13 protein-coding genes and 2 riboswitches are annotated in these 15,875 nt (G+C 71.1%); of the genes, 4 read left to right on the top strand and 9 right to left on the bottom strand.

Features of this window, described 5'->3' with window-relative positions:
- Nucleotides 1-21 precede the first annotated feature (21 nt).
- The 6 genes from ACWEO5_RS06740 to ACWEO5_RS06765 form a co-directional block, all read right to left on the bottom strand.
- Nucleotides 22-1,068 (bottom strand): ABC transporter ATP-binding protein, encoded by a 1,047-nt coding sequence (locus tag ACWEO5_RS06740; RefSeq protein WP_452160784.1) that lies wholly within the window; start codon nucleotides 1,066-1,068, stop codon nucleotides 22-24.
- Complete coding sequence (locus ACWEO5_RS06745) at nucleotides 1,065-2,063, bottom strand: ABC transporter permease (RefSeq protein WP_344553005.1); 999 nt, start codon at nucleotides 2,061-2,063, stop codon at nucleotides 1,065-1,067. The genes ACWEO5_RS06740 and ACWEO5_RS06745 overlap by 4 nt, the downstream gene beginning before the upstream one ends.
- 116 nt (nucleotides 2,064-2,179) lie before the next feature.
- On the bottom strand, nucleotides 2,180-3,952 hold the full coding sequence (locus ACWEO5_RS06750) for an ABC transporter substrate-binding protein (protein ID WP_452160787.1): 1,773 nt from the start codon (nucleotides 3,950-3,952) through the stop codon (nucleotides 2,180-2,182).
- A gap of 28 nt (nucleotides 3,953-3,980) precedes the next feature.
- Nucleotides 3,981-4,979: an ABC transporter permease gene (locus tag ACWEO5_RS06755; RefSeq protein WP_344553008.1), complete on the bottom strand. Its 999-nt coding sequence runs from the start codon at nucleotides 4,977-4,979 to the stop codon at nucleotides 3,981-3,983.
- Nucleotides 4,980-5,687: 708 nt separating this feature from the next.
- Nucleotides 5,688-6,512, bottom strand: coding sequence for an enhanced serine sensitivity protein SseB C-terminal domain-containing protein (locus ACWEO5_RS06760; protein WP_452160789.1), 825 nt, complete (start codon nucleotides 6,510-6,512; stop codon nucleotides 5,688-5,690).
- Nucleotides 6,513-6,643: 131 nt separating this feature from the next.
- Complete coding sequence (locus ACWEO5_RS06765; protein ID WP_452160791.1) at nucleotides 6,644-7,411, bottom strand: enhanced serine sensitivity protein SseB; 768 nt, start codon at nucleotides 7,409-7,411, stop codon at nucleotides 6,644-6,646.
- Nucleotides 7,412-7,589: 178 nt separating this feature from the next.
- A riboswitch (glycine riboswitch) is annotated at nucleotides 7,590-7,692 on the top strand.
- Nucleotides 7,693-7,800: riboswitch (glycine riboswitch) on the top strand.
- Here ACWEO5_RS06765 and gcvT point away from each other — a divergent pair.
- The 4 genes from gcvT to ACWEO5_RS06785 all read left to right on the top strand — a co-directional run bounded on the left by gcvT (nucleotide 7,791) and on the right by ACWEO5_RS06785 (nucleotide 12,240).
- A complete protein-coding gene (gene gcvT / locus ACWEO5_RS06770; protein ID WP_452160793.1) occupies nucleotides 7,791-8,960 on the top strand; it encodes a glycine cleavage system aminomethyltransferase GcvT in 1,170 nt (389 codons plus the stop codon). (Overlaps the previous riboswitch by 10 nt.)
- Before the next feature lie 91 nt (nucleotides 8,961-9,051).
- Nucleotides 9,052-9,426, top strand: a complete 375-nt coding sequence (gene gcvH, locus ACWEO5_RS06775) for a glycine cleavage system protein GcvH (protein WP_344553014.1) — start codon at nucleotides 9,052-9,054, stop codon at nucleotides 9,424-9,426.
- Between the two features lie 15 nt (nucleotides 9,427-9,441).
- Nucleotides 9,442-10,710 (top strand): serine hydroxymethyltransferase, encoded by a 1,269-nt coding sequence (locus ACWEO5_RS06780; RefSeq protein ID WP_452160795.1) that lies wholly within the window; start codon nucleotides 9,442-9,444, stop codon nucleotides 10,708-10,710.
- Nucleotides 10,711-10,872: 162 nt separating this feature from the next.
- Nucleotides 10,873-12,240, top strand: a complete 1,368-nt coding sequence (locus ACWEO5_RS06785; RefSeq protein WP_452160797.1) for an L-serine ammonia-lyase — start codon at nucleotides 10,873-10,875, stop codon at nucleotides 12,238-12,240.
- Nucleotides 12,241-12,509: 269 nt separating this feature from the next.
- Here the strand turns inward: ACWEO5_RS06785 and ACWEO5_RS06790 are convergent, their stop codons facing one another.
- From ACWEO5_RS06790 to ACWEO5_RS06800, 3 genes are all read right to left on the bottom strand, one after another.
- A complete protein-coding gene (locus tag ACWEO5_RS06790) occupies nucleotides 12,510-12,983 on the bottom strand; it encodes an ATP-binding protein (RefSeq protein WP_452160799.1) in 474 nt (157 codons plus the stop codon).
- A gap of 187 nt (nucleotides 12,984-13,170) precedes the next feature.
- Nucleotides 13,171-14,388 carry an Ig-like domain-containing protein gene (locus ACWEO5_RS06795; RefSeq protein ID WP_452160801.1) on the bottom strand — a complete coding sequence of 406 codons (1,218 nt, stop codon included), beginning with the start codon at nucleotides 14,386-14,388 and terminating at the stop codon, nucleotides 13,171-13,173.
- Between the two features lie 166 nt (nucleotides 14,389-14,554).
- On the bottom strand, nucleotides 14,555-15,790 hold the full coding sequence (locus tag ACWEO5_RS06800) for a L,D-transpeptidase (protein WP_452160803.1): 1,236 nt from the start codon (nucleotides 15,788-15,790) through the stop codon (nucleotides 14,555-14,557).
- Nucleotides 15,791-15,875 lie beyond the last annotated feature (85 nt).

Genomic DNA, 15,875 nt, shown 5'->3' on the forward strand with positions numbered 1-15,875 from the left:
CTCCAAGTGGGTGGTACGTGCTCACAGCCGGGGCGCGATCTCTTCGGTGAAGATCCGGTGGCGTTCGGCGATCGGCAGGTGGCAGGCGGCGTGGTGCCGGGGTGCGGCCTCGGTGAGCGCGGGCACCTCGGTGGTGGAGCGGCCGCCGGTGAGCTCGGCGTACGGGCAGCGCGGGTGGAAGGCGCAGCCGGACGGCACGTTGATCAGGCTCGGCGGGGTGCCCTTGACCGGGATCAGCCGGTCCTGGAGCTCCCGGTCGAGGCGGGGCATCGAGCCGAGCAGGCCCCAGGTGTAGGGGTGCTCGGGGGATTCGAAGATGGTGGCGGCGGGGCCGCGCTCGACGGGCTTGCCGCCGTACATGACCAGGATGTCGTCGGCGAGTTCGGCGACCACGCCCAGGTCGTGGGTGATGATGACGACCGCCGAGCCGAACTCCTTCTGCAGGTCGCGGATCAGGTCGAGGATCTGCGCCTGGACGGTGACGTCGAGGGCGGTGGTCGGCTCGTCGGCGATCAGCAGCGCGGGGTCGTTGACCAGTGCCATCGCGATCATGGCGCGCTGGCGCATGCCGCCGGAGAACTCGTGCGGGTAGTTGTCGACCCGCTTGTCGGGCTGCGGGATGCCGACCCGGTCGAGCATCTCGACGGCGCGCTTGCGGGCGTCCTTCTTGGAGGCGCCGGGGTGGTGGGCCCGGTAGCCCTCGACGATCTGGGCGCCGACCGTGTAGTAGGGGTGCATCGCGGTCAGCGGGTCCTGGAAGATCATCGCCATCTTCTGGCCGCGCAGCCTGCGCACCCGGTCGGGGTCGGCGGCGACCAGGTCCTCGCCGTCCAGCCAGATCTCGCCGCTGATCCGCGGGGCGCCGCGCTTGGTGCCGGTGCGGTGCAGGCCCATGATCGACAGCGAGGTGACGGACTTCCCGGAGCCGGACTCGCCGACGATGCCGAGCGTCCTGCCGCGTTCCAGGTCGAAGCTCAGCCCGTTGACGGACTTGACCAGCCCGTCGTCGGTGGGGAAGTGCACCTTCAGGTCGCGCACGGAGAGGAAAGGCTTCTCGGTGTTGCTCATGTCAGCCTCACCCGGGGGTCGACGACGGCGTACAGCAGGTCAACCACGAGGTTGGCCATGACGATGAAGAACGCGGCGAACAGGGTGGCGCCCATGATCACCGGGAGGTCGCTGGACTGGATCGAGGTGACCGCCTCGTAGCCGAGCCCGCGCAGGTTGAAGGTGTACTCGGTGAGCACGGCGCCGCCGAGCAGACCGCCGAGGTCCATGCCGAAGATGGTCAGGATCGGCGTCAGGGTGGAGCGCATGGCGTGCTTGCCGATGACCACGGGCTCCCTGAGGCCCTTGGCCCGGGCGGTGCGGATGTAGTCCTCGCCGAGCACGTCCAGCAGGGTGGCGCGGCTGAGCCGGGCGTAGGTGGCGGCGAACAGGAAGGCCAGCGTCACCCAGGGCAGGACCAGCCCCTGGAACCACGACACCGGGTCGTCCGTGAAGTTCACGTAGTCGCTGGGGAACCAGCCGAGCTGGCTGACGAACAGCGCCAGCGCGACCAGGCCGGTGAAGTAGATGGGCAGCGAGACGCCGGCCAGCGCGACGCCCATGGTGAGGCGGTCCAGCGCGGTGCCGCGGCGCAGCGCGGAGACGACGCCGGTGGCGGTGCCGAAGACCAGCCAGATGAGCGAGGCGCCGACGGCGAGCGAGATGTCGACGCCGACCCGGCTGAGCAGCAGCGGCCAGACCGCCTGCTCGGTCTTGAACGAGTAGCCCAGGCAGGGGGCCGCGCAGTGGGTCATGTCGACGCCGGCGTTGTAGTCGCGACCGACGAACACCCCGCGCAGGAAGAGCCAGAACTGTTCGATGATCGACTTGTCGAGGCCCATCTTGTGACGGATGCCCTCGATCGCCGCCGGGTCCGCGATCTTGCCCACGTAGAGCATCGCGGGGTCGGTCCCGGTCAGTTTCGGCACCATGAAGAAGATGCCGAAGGTCACCGCGGCGATCACCAACAGCATGAAGGCGACGTTGAACAGCCGCCTGACGAGATACACGAGCACTGCGGTCGACCCTGCCGCGGACCGGCCGGGCGCCCCGGTGGGGGCGCCCCGGCCGGCCCGGGCAGGGCCTTCACCTGCCCTTCGGACTAGCGGTGAGAACTAAGGGGCGGGTCAGGTCACTTGCCGTCGGAGACGCCGAGCGCCTGGAAGTCCACCTCGCCGAAGGCGTCGGTGATGTAGACGTTGGTCAGGCGCGGGTTGCGCCAGTTCAGGGCCTTGTCGGCGACGATCGGCAGGTAGTAGGCGCCGTCGACCACCTTGTGGTTGATCTTCTTGTAGAGGTCGGCGGCCTTGGCCGGGTCGCTCTCCTGGGCGGCCTGGTCGAACCAGCCGTTGATCTCCGGGTCGTTGATCTCGGAGTAGTTGTTGTTGCCGTTCTGGGCGATGAACCGGCCGTCGACCAGCGGCTGCAGGTAGCCGGAGCCGGTCGGGTAGTCGGCGCCCCAGCCCATCACGATCAGGCCGTAGCCCTTGGACTTGACCACGTCGGGCGCGCCGATCACCGAGGAGATCAGCTTGCCGTCGTACTGGTCGACGGTGACGGTGATGCCGACCGCCTTGAGCGCGGTCTGCAGGGCCACCGCGGAGTTGACCTCCTTGGCCTTGTTGCCGCGCACCGCGATGGTGGTGTTGAAGCCCTCCGGGTGGCCGCAGGCGGCCAGTTCCTCCTTGGCCTTGGCCACGTTCGGCTTGCCCTTGGTCAGGCCGAACGGGTCGTAGTCGTCGGAGCCGAGGATGTTCGGGGGCAGCATCGAGCCGTACACCGAGCCGGCCACCGAGCCGCCGCGGGCGGTCTGCAGGGCGGTGGTGTCGGCCGCGTAGAGGACCGCGTTGCGGCAGTGGACGTTGTCGAACGGGGCGACCGACGGGGCGATCGAGACGTACCGGATGAAGCCGTTGTACGGGTCGTCGGTGTTGGCCTTGAGCGACGGGTCCTGCAGCACCTTGACCTGGGCGGCCTGCGACAGGCCGGTCTGCCCCCAGTCGAGGTCGGCGGTGTTGGCCAGCAGGCGGGAGTCCATGTCGTCGGCGTTGGTGGTGATGGTCAGCTTGACGACGTCCGGCAGCGCCTTGCGGAACGGGTCGGAGGCCGGGTCCCAGTTCTCGTTGCGGACCAGCTCGTAGCCCTTGCCCGGCTCGACCGTCTTGAACTTGTACGGGCCGGAGGAGACCGGCTTGTCGCCGTACTTGGAGCCGGTGTCGCCCTTCTGCGGGACGGGGGCGGCCGAGCCCATCGCCAGCAGGTACGGGAAGGTCGAGTTCGGCTTGGCCAGGGTGAAGACGATGGTGGTGTCGTCCGGGGTCTGCACCGACTTGAGGCCGAGCTTGTCCGGGTCGCTGTCGGTGTAGGGGCCCTTGTAGTCCTGGCCCTGGTCCAGCTCGTTGATCAGGTAGGTCGGGCCGCCGGAGACCACGTCCTGGGCGAAGATCCGCTCGATGCCGTACTTGATGTCCTTCGAGGTGATGACCGAGCCGTCCTCGAACTTCAGGCCGGGCTTCAGCTTGAAGGTGTAGGTCTTGCCGTCGGCGGAGACCTCGGGCTTGGCGGCGGCCAGGTCGGGCACCAGCTCCAGGCCCGCCTTGCCGGGCTTGCCGTCGTAGGCCAGCAGGGTGCGGGTGTAGAAGCGCTCGTAGTTCCACACCGAGGCGTAGTAGGCGCGACCGGGGTCGAGCGAGTCGACGTCGGTGCTGCTCCACAGGTTGAGGGTGCCGCCCTTCTGCTCGGACGGGTTCACCACCTTGTCGACGGCGGCGTTGAAGCCCGCCGCACCGCCCTTCTTGCCACCGGCGTTGTCGCCTCCGGAGCTGCCCTTGCCGCCGCAGGCCGCGGTGGTGAGGGCGAGGGCCGCCACCAGGGCGGCCGCGGCGAGCGTCCTGTTTCGCTTCATGGGTCGGGGAACCTCCAGAGTTGCGGGCTCAGTTGCCCTTGGGGTCGAGAGCGTCACGCAAGCCGTCACCGAAGAGGTTGAAGGCGAGCACGGTGATGAAGATGGCGAGACCGGGGATCACCATGTACATGGGATCGGCCTGGTAGATCTTGACCGCGTCCGAGAGCATCTGCCCCCAGGACGGGGTGGGCGGCCGGACGCCGGCCCCGAGGAAGCTGAGCGCCGCCTCGTTCAGGATGTTGGTGGGGATGATCAGGGTCGCGTAGACCAGGATCGGCGCCACCAGGTTGGGCAGCAGTTCGCGGAACAGGATGTGGGCGCGGCCGGCGCCGAGGCTGCGGGCGGCGTCCACGAACTCCCGTTCGCGCAGCGACATGGCCTGGCCGCGGACGATGCGTCCGATGTAGGGCCAGCCGAAGAAGCCGATCACCACGGCCAGGACGGCGACGCGCAGCCACTTGTCCGGGATGCCGAAGGCGGAGGTCGGCATCACCGAGACCAGCGCGATGCTGAACAGCAGCTGCGGGAAGGCCAGCAGGACGTCCATGATCCGGCTGATCACCGAGTCGACCCAGCCGCCGAAGTAGCCGGCCATGACGCCCATCACCACGCCGATGGTGACCGACAGCACGGCCGCGCCGAGCGCCACCAGCAGCGAGATCTGCGCGCCGTAGAGGACCCGGGAGAACACGTCGCGGCCGAACGGGGTGTCGACGCCCAGCAGGAACTCACTGCTGATGCCGCCGAACGCGCCCTTGGGGATCTGCAGGTCCGGGTCGATCTGGTCCGGGTGCGGCTCGTCGACCGGGTGCCCGAACAGTGCGGTGAGCACCGGGGCGAGGACCGCCGCCAGCACCAGCAGGACCACGACGGCGCCGCCGGCCAGCGCGACCTTGTCGCGCTTGAGCCGGCTCCAGGCGATGCGCCCCGGCGAGCGGCCTTCGATCTGCTTGGCCGGAGCCGGAGTTGACGCAGCGTCAGGCTGCTCGCCGGCCGCCGGGCCGGAGGTGTCGATGGGTGTGGTCATGAGTCGTTCCGTCCCCCTCGCCGGCGGTGGCCGGTCTACGGAGTCGCGTGCGGTGCGGAGTTGCTTGGGGCAGGTGCGGTGGTGCCGGCGTGCCGTGCTGCGGGTGTGCGGGTGCCCCGGACGCCGCCGGGCCGTGGTGGGCCGACGGTGCCGTGCGCGGGGGGCGGTGCTGCGGACTGCGGTGCGTGCTGCGGTGCGGTGCATGAAGAGCAGGCAGTGCGTGAAGAGCAGGCAGTGCGTGAAGAGCAGGCAGTGCGTGGTGAGCAGGCAGTGCGTGGTGCAGGTGGTGCGGACGACACGAACGGGTGGAGCCGGGACAGCAGGCTTGCCGGGTGCCCGTGCGGGGCGGTGCCCCGGGCGGTTCTGGTGCCGGCGGTGGCGCGCCCGCCTCCGGTCGAAGGCGCCGCGCTCCGCATTGCGCAGCACTCTCCGTCATGGGGAGCGTCGGGCGGAAGACCTCGATCACGAAGGATGCCTAACTGTGATCTGTTGGCATGCAAGATCGTCCGGGTCGCATATCGCTCTTCACACAGCTGTTACATGTCCGTCAAGAGGGGCGCTGGCGGTACCCCGCCATTGACGGGAAAACGCCAGGTGGCACAAGGGGTTTCGCGCGTAGATCATGAGCTGGCAAAAGCTGGCAAAAAACCCCCGCCGACCGGAGAAAAGACCGGGGCGGGGGTTTTCGGGTAGAGCGTCAGGGTAGGTTCAACGGCCCGGGTAGCCCGGCCAGGGGGCCTGTGGCCACCCCTGGGTGGGCCCGGCCGGTGGTTGCGCTGCGTAACCGAAGCCGGTCGGGTGGGCCTGCGGAGCGCCCTGCCGGTCGAAGAACGGGCGGGCGTTGGCCCACATCCACATCGCCACCGGGTCGAACTCGTCGGCCATCATCACGGTGGACACGCCGGGCCCCTCGGGCGCCTGCGCGGCGGCCCGCTGCACCAGCGCCCGGGCCGCCTCCACGGCCGGCGGCGAGGTGTCGTACAGGTCGAGCCCGATCGCCAAGTACGCCTCGCCCAGCACGGGTTGGACCCAGGCCCGGCGCAGCGAGCGCAACGGCCTCACCTCGCCCGCCTGTTGCTCCAGCACGGCGAAGAACTGCGCGGCCAGGGCCGGGGGTTCGGAGATCCGCAGCGGCCCGGCGGGCATCCGGTCCAGGCCGAGGGCGATCCGCCGCAGGTCGGCCCAGGGCACGCCGACGCCGCCGCCGGGGCGGTGCGGGTCGAGCCACAGGCCCCAGCGCGACCGGTACAGCGAGGCGGCGATCTCCGGCCCGGAGACCACCTCGTGGGCCCGCGTCCAGCCGCTGGCCGCGAGCTGGGCCGGGGAGGTCGCGCAGGGTGCGTAGCCGTGGCCGCCGATGTCCATGTTCCCGTACTGGGCGTCCGGGCTGCCGGGGCTGCCGTGCCACAGCAGCATCCAGACCTGCCCGCCGGCCAGGGCGCGCAGCAGGCCCTCGTACGCCTCCCAGCGCTCCGGTGCGACCGCTGCGAGGGCGTGCTCGACCGCCCCCGGGTCGCCGGCTGCTCCCGTCACGTCGCCGCCCTACTCTCTCGTCCGCTCGCCACCGTGCTCCGGTGTGCCGGGGCAACCCTATGGGGCGCACCCGACGGTCGTCATGCCGCCGTACCGCGCGCGGCCGACCGAGGCCGGCGGACCGGCAGCGGTCACGGACGCACGTAGAAGGGCTGTACCCGCCCCAGCAGCCAGTCCACCACCGGATCCGCGACCAGGTCGAGCAGCACCAGGTGGACGCCCCAGCTCGGCGGCGCGGTTCCGAGCGCCCGGCCGAGCGCGGTGTTCACCTCGGCCGGGTCGGCGGGGGCCGCCGGGTCCAGCTGCACGCCGACGTACAGCAGGGTCGGCTCGCCCTCCACCCGGGCCAGCGCCCGACGGGCCGTCAACACGCCCGGCAGGCCCATGAGTTCGCCGGTCGCGGCGGCCAGGAAGGCGAACGGCTCCTGGTGCGGCTCGGGCTCCTTGAGTGCCACCCGGGCACCCTCGGTGACGCCCTGCGCCTCCCACTCCTCGCCGCGCGGCCCGCGCCGCAGCTCGCCCACGCCCTCCGGCGGCACCGGGATGCCCACCGGCGCCTCCGGGTTGACCGCGATGCCGATGCCCAGCGGCAGCCCGCGGGCGAACTCCCACATCGGGGCGATCGCGAACGGGATGCCCGGGCAGTGCCGGAGGTACTGCTCCTGCGAGGAGTACACCGGCACGTAGGGGGCCCCGGCCAGCTCCAGCGTCGGCAGGTCCAGCGCCTCGGCGTCCGGCGTGGTGCCGGACGGCAGCGGGATCCACACCTGGCTGCGGGCCAGCACCTCGATCACCCGGGGCGTCGCCCCGGGGTCGCCGAGCGCGGCCGTCAGCACCCGCTCCAGCTCGTTGGCCGGCCAGGCCCCGCCCTCCGGCACCCCACCCAGCGGGAACCCCATGTCGCCCCTCCACGTCAGCAGTTGCGATCAGGTTAGCGGCGCGCGGGGGCGCACCGGTGCGGCGGCCCGGCGCACCGGCGCGGTACCCCGGTGCGCCGGTGATCGGCCCCCTCTCCCGCGAGCGCCCCCGGGCGTGCCATGATGGGCCCGCTCGAAGTCAAACTTCATACCGGCCGCTCGAACCCGCGCGGGAGAGCCGGAACGGCCCGCTGGGCCGCGACCGGCGCCGAAGGAGCAAGTCCTCCCCGGAATCTCTCAGGCACCCCTACCGCCCGGGCGAGGCAGATCTGGAAAGTGGACACGGCCGCGCCGTGCGCCCACCCACGGTGCAAGCCGCCATCCTGTTGGAAGGCGGTGAAGCTCTCAGGTTCGACGACAGATGGGGAGATTCGCCCCAGCCTGCCCGTTTCCAGATCCCGGGAGTCCTGTCGTGTCCCTCCGCCTGACCGCGCTCGACGCGCTGCACCGCTCGCTCGGCGCCACCATGACCGACTTCGCCGGCTGGGACATGCCGCTGCGCTACGGCAGCGAGCGCGAGGAGCACCTCGCCGTCCGCACCCGGGCGGGCCTGTTCGACCTCTCGCACATGGGCGAGATCACCGTCTCCGGCCCGCAGGCCGGCGAGCTGCTGGACCACGCCCTGGTCGGCTTCATCTCCGCGCTCGGCGTGCTGCGCGCCCGCTACACGATGATCTGCCGCGAGGACGGCGGCATCCTGGACGACCTGATCGTCTACCGCACCGCCGAGGACGAGTACCTGGTGGTCGCCAACGCCTCCAACGCCCAGGTGGTGCTGGACGCGCTGACCGAGCGCGCGGCCGGCTTCGACGCCACCGTCCGCGACGACCGGGACGCCTACGCGCTGCTCGCCGTCCAGGGCCCGGAGGCGAACGGCATCCTGGCCAAGCTGACCGACGCCGACCTGCCCGGCCTCAAGTACTACGCCCTGCTGCCGGCCACCGTGGCCGACCGCCGGGTCTGGCTGGCCCGCACCGGCTACACCGGCGAGGACGGCTTCGAGGTGTTCTGCGCCCCCGCCGACGCCGAGCACCTGTGGACCGCGCTGAGCGGGGCGGGCACCGCCGAGGGCCTGGTCCCGTGCGGCCTGTCCTGCCGCGACACGCTGCGCCTGGAGGCGGGCATGCCGCTGTACGGGCACGAGCTGTCCACCGACCTGACCCCGTTCGACGCCGGCCTGGGCCGGGTGGTGCGCTTCGACAAGACCACCAACGGCGGCGAGTTCGTCGGCCGCAAGGCCCTGGAGGAGGCCGCCGCCGCGGCCGAGGCCGCCCCCCCGCGCAAGCTGGTCGGCCTGGTCTCCGAGGGCAGGCGCGTCCCGCGCGCCGAGTACGCGGTGGTGGACGCCGGGGGCGCCGTGATCGGCCGGATCACCTCCGGCGCGCCGTCCCCGACCCTGGGCAAGCCGATCGCCATCGCGTACGTGGACGCCGCGCACGCCGAGCCGGGCACCGCCGTCGCGGTGGACGTCCGGGGCAGGGCCGAGCCGGTCGAGGTCGTCGCCCTGCCGTTCTACAGGCGCGCCCGCTGACCCCGCGCCACCCCCCTGGAAGTCCTCTTCCGGTTCGTCCGCACAGCGGACGGCCGCGCCCTCCCCTCCCGCGATCCTGGAGAATGACGCCATGAGCAACCCCACGCACCTGCAGTACACCAAGGAGCACGAGTGGCTGACCGCCGCCGTGGACGGGGTGTCGACGGTCGGCATCACCGCGCACGCGGCCGACGCCCTCGGCGACATCGTCTACGTCCAGCTCCCGGCGGTGGGTGACACCGTCACCGCGGGTGAGACCTGTGGCGAGCTTGAGTCCACCAAGTCGGTCAGCGACCTCTACTCCCCCGCCACCGGCGAGGTCACCGAGGTCAACCAGGCCGTCATCGACGAGCCGGCCCTGGTCAACTCGGAGCCCTTCGCGGGCGGTTGGCTGTTCAAGGTCCGGGTCGAGGCGACCGACGAGCTGCTCGACGCCGACGGCTACACCGCCTTCACCGGCGCCTGACCGGGAGATCCCCTCATGACGGTCCTCAACCAGTCCCTCCACGCGCTCGACCCGGAGATCGCCGCCGCGGTCGACGCCGAGCTGCACCGCCAGCAGACCACCCTGGAAATGATCGCCTCCGAGAACTTCGCCCCGGTGGCGGTCATGGAGGCCCAGGGCTCGGTGCTCACCAACAAGTACGCCGAGGGCTACCCCGGCCGCCGCTACTACGGCGGCTGCGAGCACGTCGACGTGGTCGAGCAGATCGCCATCGACCGGATCAAGGAGCTGTTCGGCGCCGAGCACGCCAACGTGCAGCCGCACTCCGGCGCGCAGGCGAACGCCGCGGCGATGTTCGCGCTGATCCAGCCGGGCGACACCATCCTGGGCCTGAACCTGGCCCACGGCGGTCACCTGACCCACGGCATGAAGATCAACTTCTCCGGCAAGCTCTACAACGTGGTGGCCTACCACGTGGACGAGAAGACCGGCCAGGTCGACATGGCCGAGGTCGAGCGCCTCGCCAAGGAGCACCAGCCCAAGCTGATCATCGCCGGCTGGTCCGCCTACCCCCGCCAGCTGGACTTCGCCGAGTTCCGCCGGGTCGCGGACGAGGTCGGCGCCCTGCTGATGGTCGACATGGCGCACTTCGCCGGCCTGGTCGCCGCCGGTCTGCACCCCTCCCCGGTGCCGTACGCGGACGTGGTCACCACCACCACCCACAAGACCCTGGGCGGCCCGCGCGGCGGCGTCATCCTCTCCAAGGCCGAGCACGCCAAGAAGATCAACTCCGCGGTCTTCCCCGGCCAGCAGGGCGGCCCGCTGGAGCACGTGATCGCCGCCAAGGCCGTCGCGTTCAAGGTCGCGGCCTCCGAGGGCTTCAAGGAGCGCCAGCAGCGCACCCTGGAGGGCGCGAAGATCCTCGCCGAGCGCCTGCTCCAGGACGACGTGGCCGCCTCCGGCGTCTCCGTGCTGTCCGGCGGCACCGACGTGCACCTGGTGCTGGTCGACCTGCGCAACAGCGAGCTCAACGGCCAGGACGCCGAGGACCGCCTGCACGAGGTCGGCATCACGGTCAACCGCAACGCCGTCCCGAACGACCCGCGTCCGCCGATGGTCACCTCCGGCCTGCGCATCGGCACCCCGGCGCTGGCTACCCGCGGCTTCGGCGCCGAGGACTTCCGCGAGGTCGCCGACGTCATCGCCGAGGCCCTGCTGCCGGGCTTCGACGAGGCCAAGGCCGAGGCCCTCAAGGCCCGGGTGGCCGCGCTGGCCGCCAAGCACCCGCTCTACCCGGAGCTGTAAGCAGGACCCCGCTCGTCCGGCCGCCCGACCGGCGGCCCACCCGAGCTTTCCCGGGGCACCGCGCACACTGGAAGACGTGCGCGCGGTGCCCCGCTCCATGCCGCGCCCCGTTCACGAGACGGGACCCGGCACCACCACGAGACCGGACAAGGACGTCACCCCGTGGCCATCAGCGTCTTCGACCTCTTCTCCATCGGCATCGGCCCCTCCTCCTCGCACACCGTGGGCCCGATGCGCGCGGCCCGGATGTTCGCCCGCCGCCTCGACTCCGAGGGCCTGCTGGAGCGGGTCGCCACCGTCCGGGCCGAGCTGTACGGCTCGCTCGGCGCCACCGGGCACGGCCACGGCACCCCCAAGGCCGTCCTGCTCGGCCTGGAGAACCACTCCCCCCGCACGGTCGACGTCGACCGCGCCGACCTCGACGTCGAACGGATCCGCGCCGAGAAGCGGCTCAGCCTGCTCGGCCGCCGGGAGATCCCCTTCGACCCCGACCACGACCTGGTCCTGCACCGCCGCAAGGCCCTCCCGTACCACGCCAACGGCATGGCCCTGTGGGCGTACGACGCCTCCGGCGAGACGCTGCTGGAGAAGACCTACTACTCGGTCGGCGGCGGCTTCGTGGTCGACGAGGACGCCCTCGGCGAGGCCCGGATCAAGCCCGACGACACCGTGCTGCGGCACCCGTTCCGGACCGGCGGGGAACTGCTCCGGCTGACCCGGGAGACCGGCCTGTCCATCTCCGGCCTGATGCTGGAGAACGAGAAGGCCTGGCGCACCGAGGCGGAGATCCGGGCCGGGCTGCTGGAGATCTGGGCCGTCATGCAGGAGTGCGTGGCGGCCGGCATGTCCCGCGAGGGCATCCTCCCGGGCGGCCTCAAGGTCCGCCGCCGGGCCGCGAGCGCGGCCCGCGCGCTGCGCGCCGAGGGCATCGGCCCGGGCAACGCGATGGAGTGGGTCACCCTCTACGCGATGGCCGTCAACGAGGAGAACGCCTCCGGCCGCCGGGTGGTCACCGCCCCCACCAACGGCGCGGCGGGCATCATCCCCGCCGTGCTGCACTACTACCTGAACTTCATCCCGGGCGCGGACGAGGACGGGATCGTCCGCTTCCTGCTGGCGGCGGGCGCGATCGGCATGCTCTTCAAGGAGAACGCCTCGATCTCGGGCGCCGAGGTCGGCTGCCAGGGCGAGGTCGGCTCCGCCTGCTCGATGGCCGCGGGCGGCCTCGCCGAGGTCCTCGGCGGCAGCCCCGAACAGGTCGAGAACGCCGCCGAGATCGGCATCGAGCACAACCTCGGCCTCACCTGCGACCCGGTCGGCGGCCTGGTCCAGATCCCCTGCATCGAGCGCAACGGCATGGCCTCGGTGAAGGCCGTCACGGCGGCCCGGATGGCCCTGCGCGGCGACGGCCGGCACCACGTCTCGCTCGACAAGGCGATCAAGACCATGAAGGAGACCGGGGCCGACATGAAGGTCAAGTACAAGGAGACCTCGCGCGGCGGCCTCGCGGTCAACGTCATCGAGTGCTGAACCGCCGCTGAGCGCCCCCGGAAACGGTACGGGGCCCCTGTCCGCGGTGGTTTCGCGGTCCGGGGCCCCCTGCGTCCTCCGGTGGCCAAGGGGGTGCGTGCCGCCGGGTGGGAAGTGCCGGGTTGTGCTGCCCGACGTGCATGACTATCGCACGCTGTGCACGGGCGGACAAAATCGAAACAAAGGCGTGTGCTTGAGTTCACCTTCGGATGCCAGGCAGCCATACACGGGGGTGATCCAAGGGCGACTCAAGGGCGGTCCGGGGCGGTTCAGCCGCCGCCGGCGGCCCGTTCGCGGATCTTCATCTCGAACCAGACGCCCTTGCCGCGCGGCAGCAGGTCCGCGCCCCAGCGGTCGGCGATCGACTCCACCAGGCGCAGGCCGTGGCCGTTCTGGTAGCCGACCTCGGTGGCCCGGATCAGGCAGGGCAGGGCGCGCGAGGAGTCCCGCACCTCGATCCGGAGCCACCCGGGGCGGCGGGTCACCTTCAGTCCGATCATCCGACCGCCGGTGTGCCGGACGGCGTTGGCCACCAGTTCACCCGTGAGCAACTCCACCGCCTCCAGGAGCTGGTGGAGTTTCCAGGTCCGTAAGACCGAGAGCACCAGCCGCCTGGCCACCCCGGCCGACTGCGGGCGGGAGGGCAGCCGCACCTCCTCCGCGGCGTCGGGATCGCTGAGCACGCCGAAGAAGAGGTGCTCCATCTCCTCCGGCGTCAGCCGCTCCAGATCGGCCAGCACCACGCCGGCGCCGAACCCTGACGGTTCGTCACCACGCGTGCCGGCAGGTGGAAGTGATGACCGCTCCGCTTCGCCCCATGCCGCCATGCGCCCCATCATTGCGGAACGCGAGCAAGTGCGTACGGACAATGAGCAAACGATCACTATTCATTTGGCATATGCCGTCAGCAACCGAACGGACGCCCGAGGGTCACCACTGCCCCCAGGGGAGGTTCCAACCGCCCAGTCCGTTGTCCGCGGAGACCACCGGCCCCTTGGAGTTGACCACCTTGAACACGTCCCCGACCAGGCTGGAGTCGTAGAGCTTGCCCGCCGGGGTGCTCGGGCTGCCGGCCGCGGTGTCGGTCACGCCGATGCAGCCGTGGCTGGCGTTGGAGCGGCCGATCGCGCTCCCGCTCCACGAATTGCCGTGCACGTAGGTGCCGCTGTCCGTCAACCTCATGGCGTGCGGAACCACCAGGTCGTACTCGTCGCCGGAACCCTCCTTGGTGACGCCGGCCGAGGTCATCCGGGTGGTGCCCTCCTTGGCCTCCACCACCATGACGCCGTTCCAGGTGTCGTACCCGGCCTTGCCGGCGGTGAACGCGACGCTGTCGACCTGCTGGCCGTCCCGGACCACCGCCATCTTGTGGGTGGCGACGTCGACGGTGGAGATCTGCGAGCGGCCGATGGTGAACGGTTCGTCCTTGTCCACGTCGCCGTACACGCCGGGCGCGGTCTCCACGTTCTTCAGCTTGTAGTGGATGGTGACCTTGGTGCCGGGCGTCCAGTAGTTCTCCGGCCGGAAGTCCAGCCGCTTCTCGTTGAACCAGTGGCCCTTGACCACGGTGCCGTCGGACGCCTCGAAGGTGATGCCGGCCAGCACCGCGTCCTTGTTCTTCACCGCCCGCTTGAAGGACACCGAGACGATCATGCCGACGCCGTACTCCCCGTTGTCGGCGATGTTGTCGCCGGTGCCGGCCTCCTTGTCGGGGGTGAGCGTGGTGAAGGTGGAGCGCGCGTTGACGACCACGCCCTTGGCGTCCTGGGCCAGCGCGTCGACGGTGTAGGCGGTGCTGACCGCCAGGCCGGCCTTCGGCGCCCAGCCGGTGCCGTCGGAGCTGAGGTCGCCCGGCACCTCGATGCCGTCCGGGCCGGTGACCTTGACCGAGGTGAGCTTGCCGTTGCCGGCCGACACCTTGACCTCGCCGGCCGGCTTCACGCCGGTGGCGCCGTTGGCGGGCTCGATCGCGATGGTCGCGGCCGACACCGCGGGGGTCGGGTCGGCGGAGGCCGCGCCGGAGCCGGCGACCGGGCTCTTGGGACTGTCCGCCTTGGCCGGGCTGGTACTGCAGCCGGCCGTCGTGACCATCAGCACCAGGGCGCCCGCGAGCGCCCCCACCGCGTAACCCCCGCGCTTCGCCTTCACGTTCCGCACTCCCCACGCACCTGCCCGTCGGATGACGGGTCTTTCGGTTGATATGACGGACCGGGGAGCGGAAACGTTGCGGGGGAAGTGTCCCGGTACGGTCACGAACGGCCGACGGCCCGGTGGTCGGGTGACCACCGGGCCGTCACGGCTCGCGCGCGAGGTGCTACCACTTGCTCCACGGGACGGTCCAGCCGCTCAGGCCGTTGTCCCCGTCGACGGTCTTGCCCTTGGAGTTCTTGATCTTCACCACGTCCCCGATCATCGAGGACTTGAAGAACTTCCCGCCGTTGGAGGTGTCGCTGCCGCCCTTGGCGTCGGCCAGGCCGACGCAGCCGTGGCTGGCGTTGGTCTTGCCGAAGGCGCTGCTCCAGTAGTTGCCGTGCACGTAGGTGCCGCTGCGGGTCAGGCGCATCGCGTGCGGCACGTCCTGGACGTCGTACTCGGCGCCCTTCACGTTGGCGACGGTGGCCGAGTTCATCCGGGTGACCACCTCCTTGGAGTAGATCACCATGGTGCCGTTCCAGGACGGGTTGTCGTCGTTGCCCGCCGTGATCGGGAGGGTCTCGGTCTTGCCGCCGCCGTGGTCCACCGTCATGGTGTGGGCCGCCGCGTCCACCGTCGAGACCTGGTAGCGGCCGATGCCGAACGGCTCGTCCTTGTCGACGTCGCCGTACACGCCGGGGGACACCTCGACGTTCTTCAGCCGGTACTTGACCGTCACCTTGCTGTTCGGCGTCCAGAAGTCCTCGGGCCGGAAGTCCACCCGCTTGTCGCCGAACCAGTGGCCCTTGGCGGTCTTGCCGTCGGAGCTGGTGACGGTGATGCCCGCCAGCACCGCGTCCTTGTTCTTGATCGGCTTGGCGAAGGTCACCGAGACGATCATGCCGACGCCGTAGGTGCCGTTGTCGGCGATGTTGTCGCTGGTGCCGGCCGTCTTCGCCGGGGTCAGCGTGGTGAAGGTGCTGGTCGAGGCGGAGACCAGGCCCTCGGAGTCGACCGCCTGGGCGGAGACGGTGTAGCTGGTGCCGACGGTCAGCTGGCCGCTGGGCTTCCAGCTCAGGCCGTCGTCGGAGACCTTGCCGTCGACCGCCTTGCCGTTCTTGTCGGTCACCGTGACAGTGGTGAGCTTGCCGCCGGCCACCGCCACCTGCAGGCCGTCCTTGGGCTGCACGTCGGTCGCGCCGTCGGCGGGCGTGACGGTCAGCTGGGCCGCCGAGGTCTTCGGGGCCGTGTCGGCCGGGGCCGAGGCCGAACTCCCGCCGCCGGCCGTGGCCTTGGCGTCCGCGGAGCCGTTGCCCCCGCCGTTGTCGTCGTTGCAGGCCGCGGTGCCCAGTAGCAGCGCCCCGCCCACCAGCAGGGCCGCCGCGGACCGCCTGGCCCGGCGTCCGCGCCCCGCCACCGCTCCGGTCGTACGAACCGTCTCCACCCCGCTGCTCCCCTCCCGGTATTCCCGGCGACTATCACGTGCTGGCACCCGGACCCGG

Source organism: Kitasatospora sp. NPDC004272 (assembly GCF_053603035.1).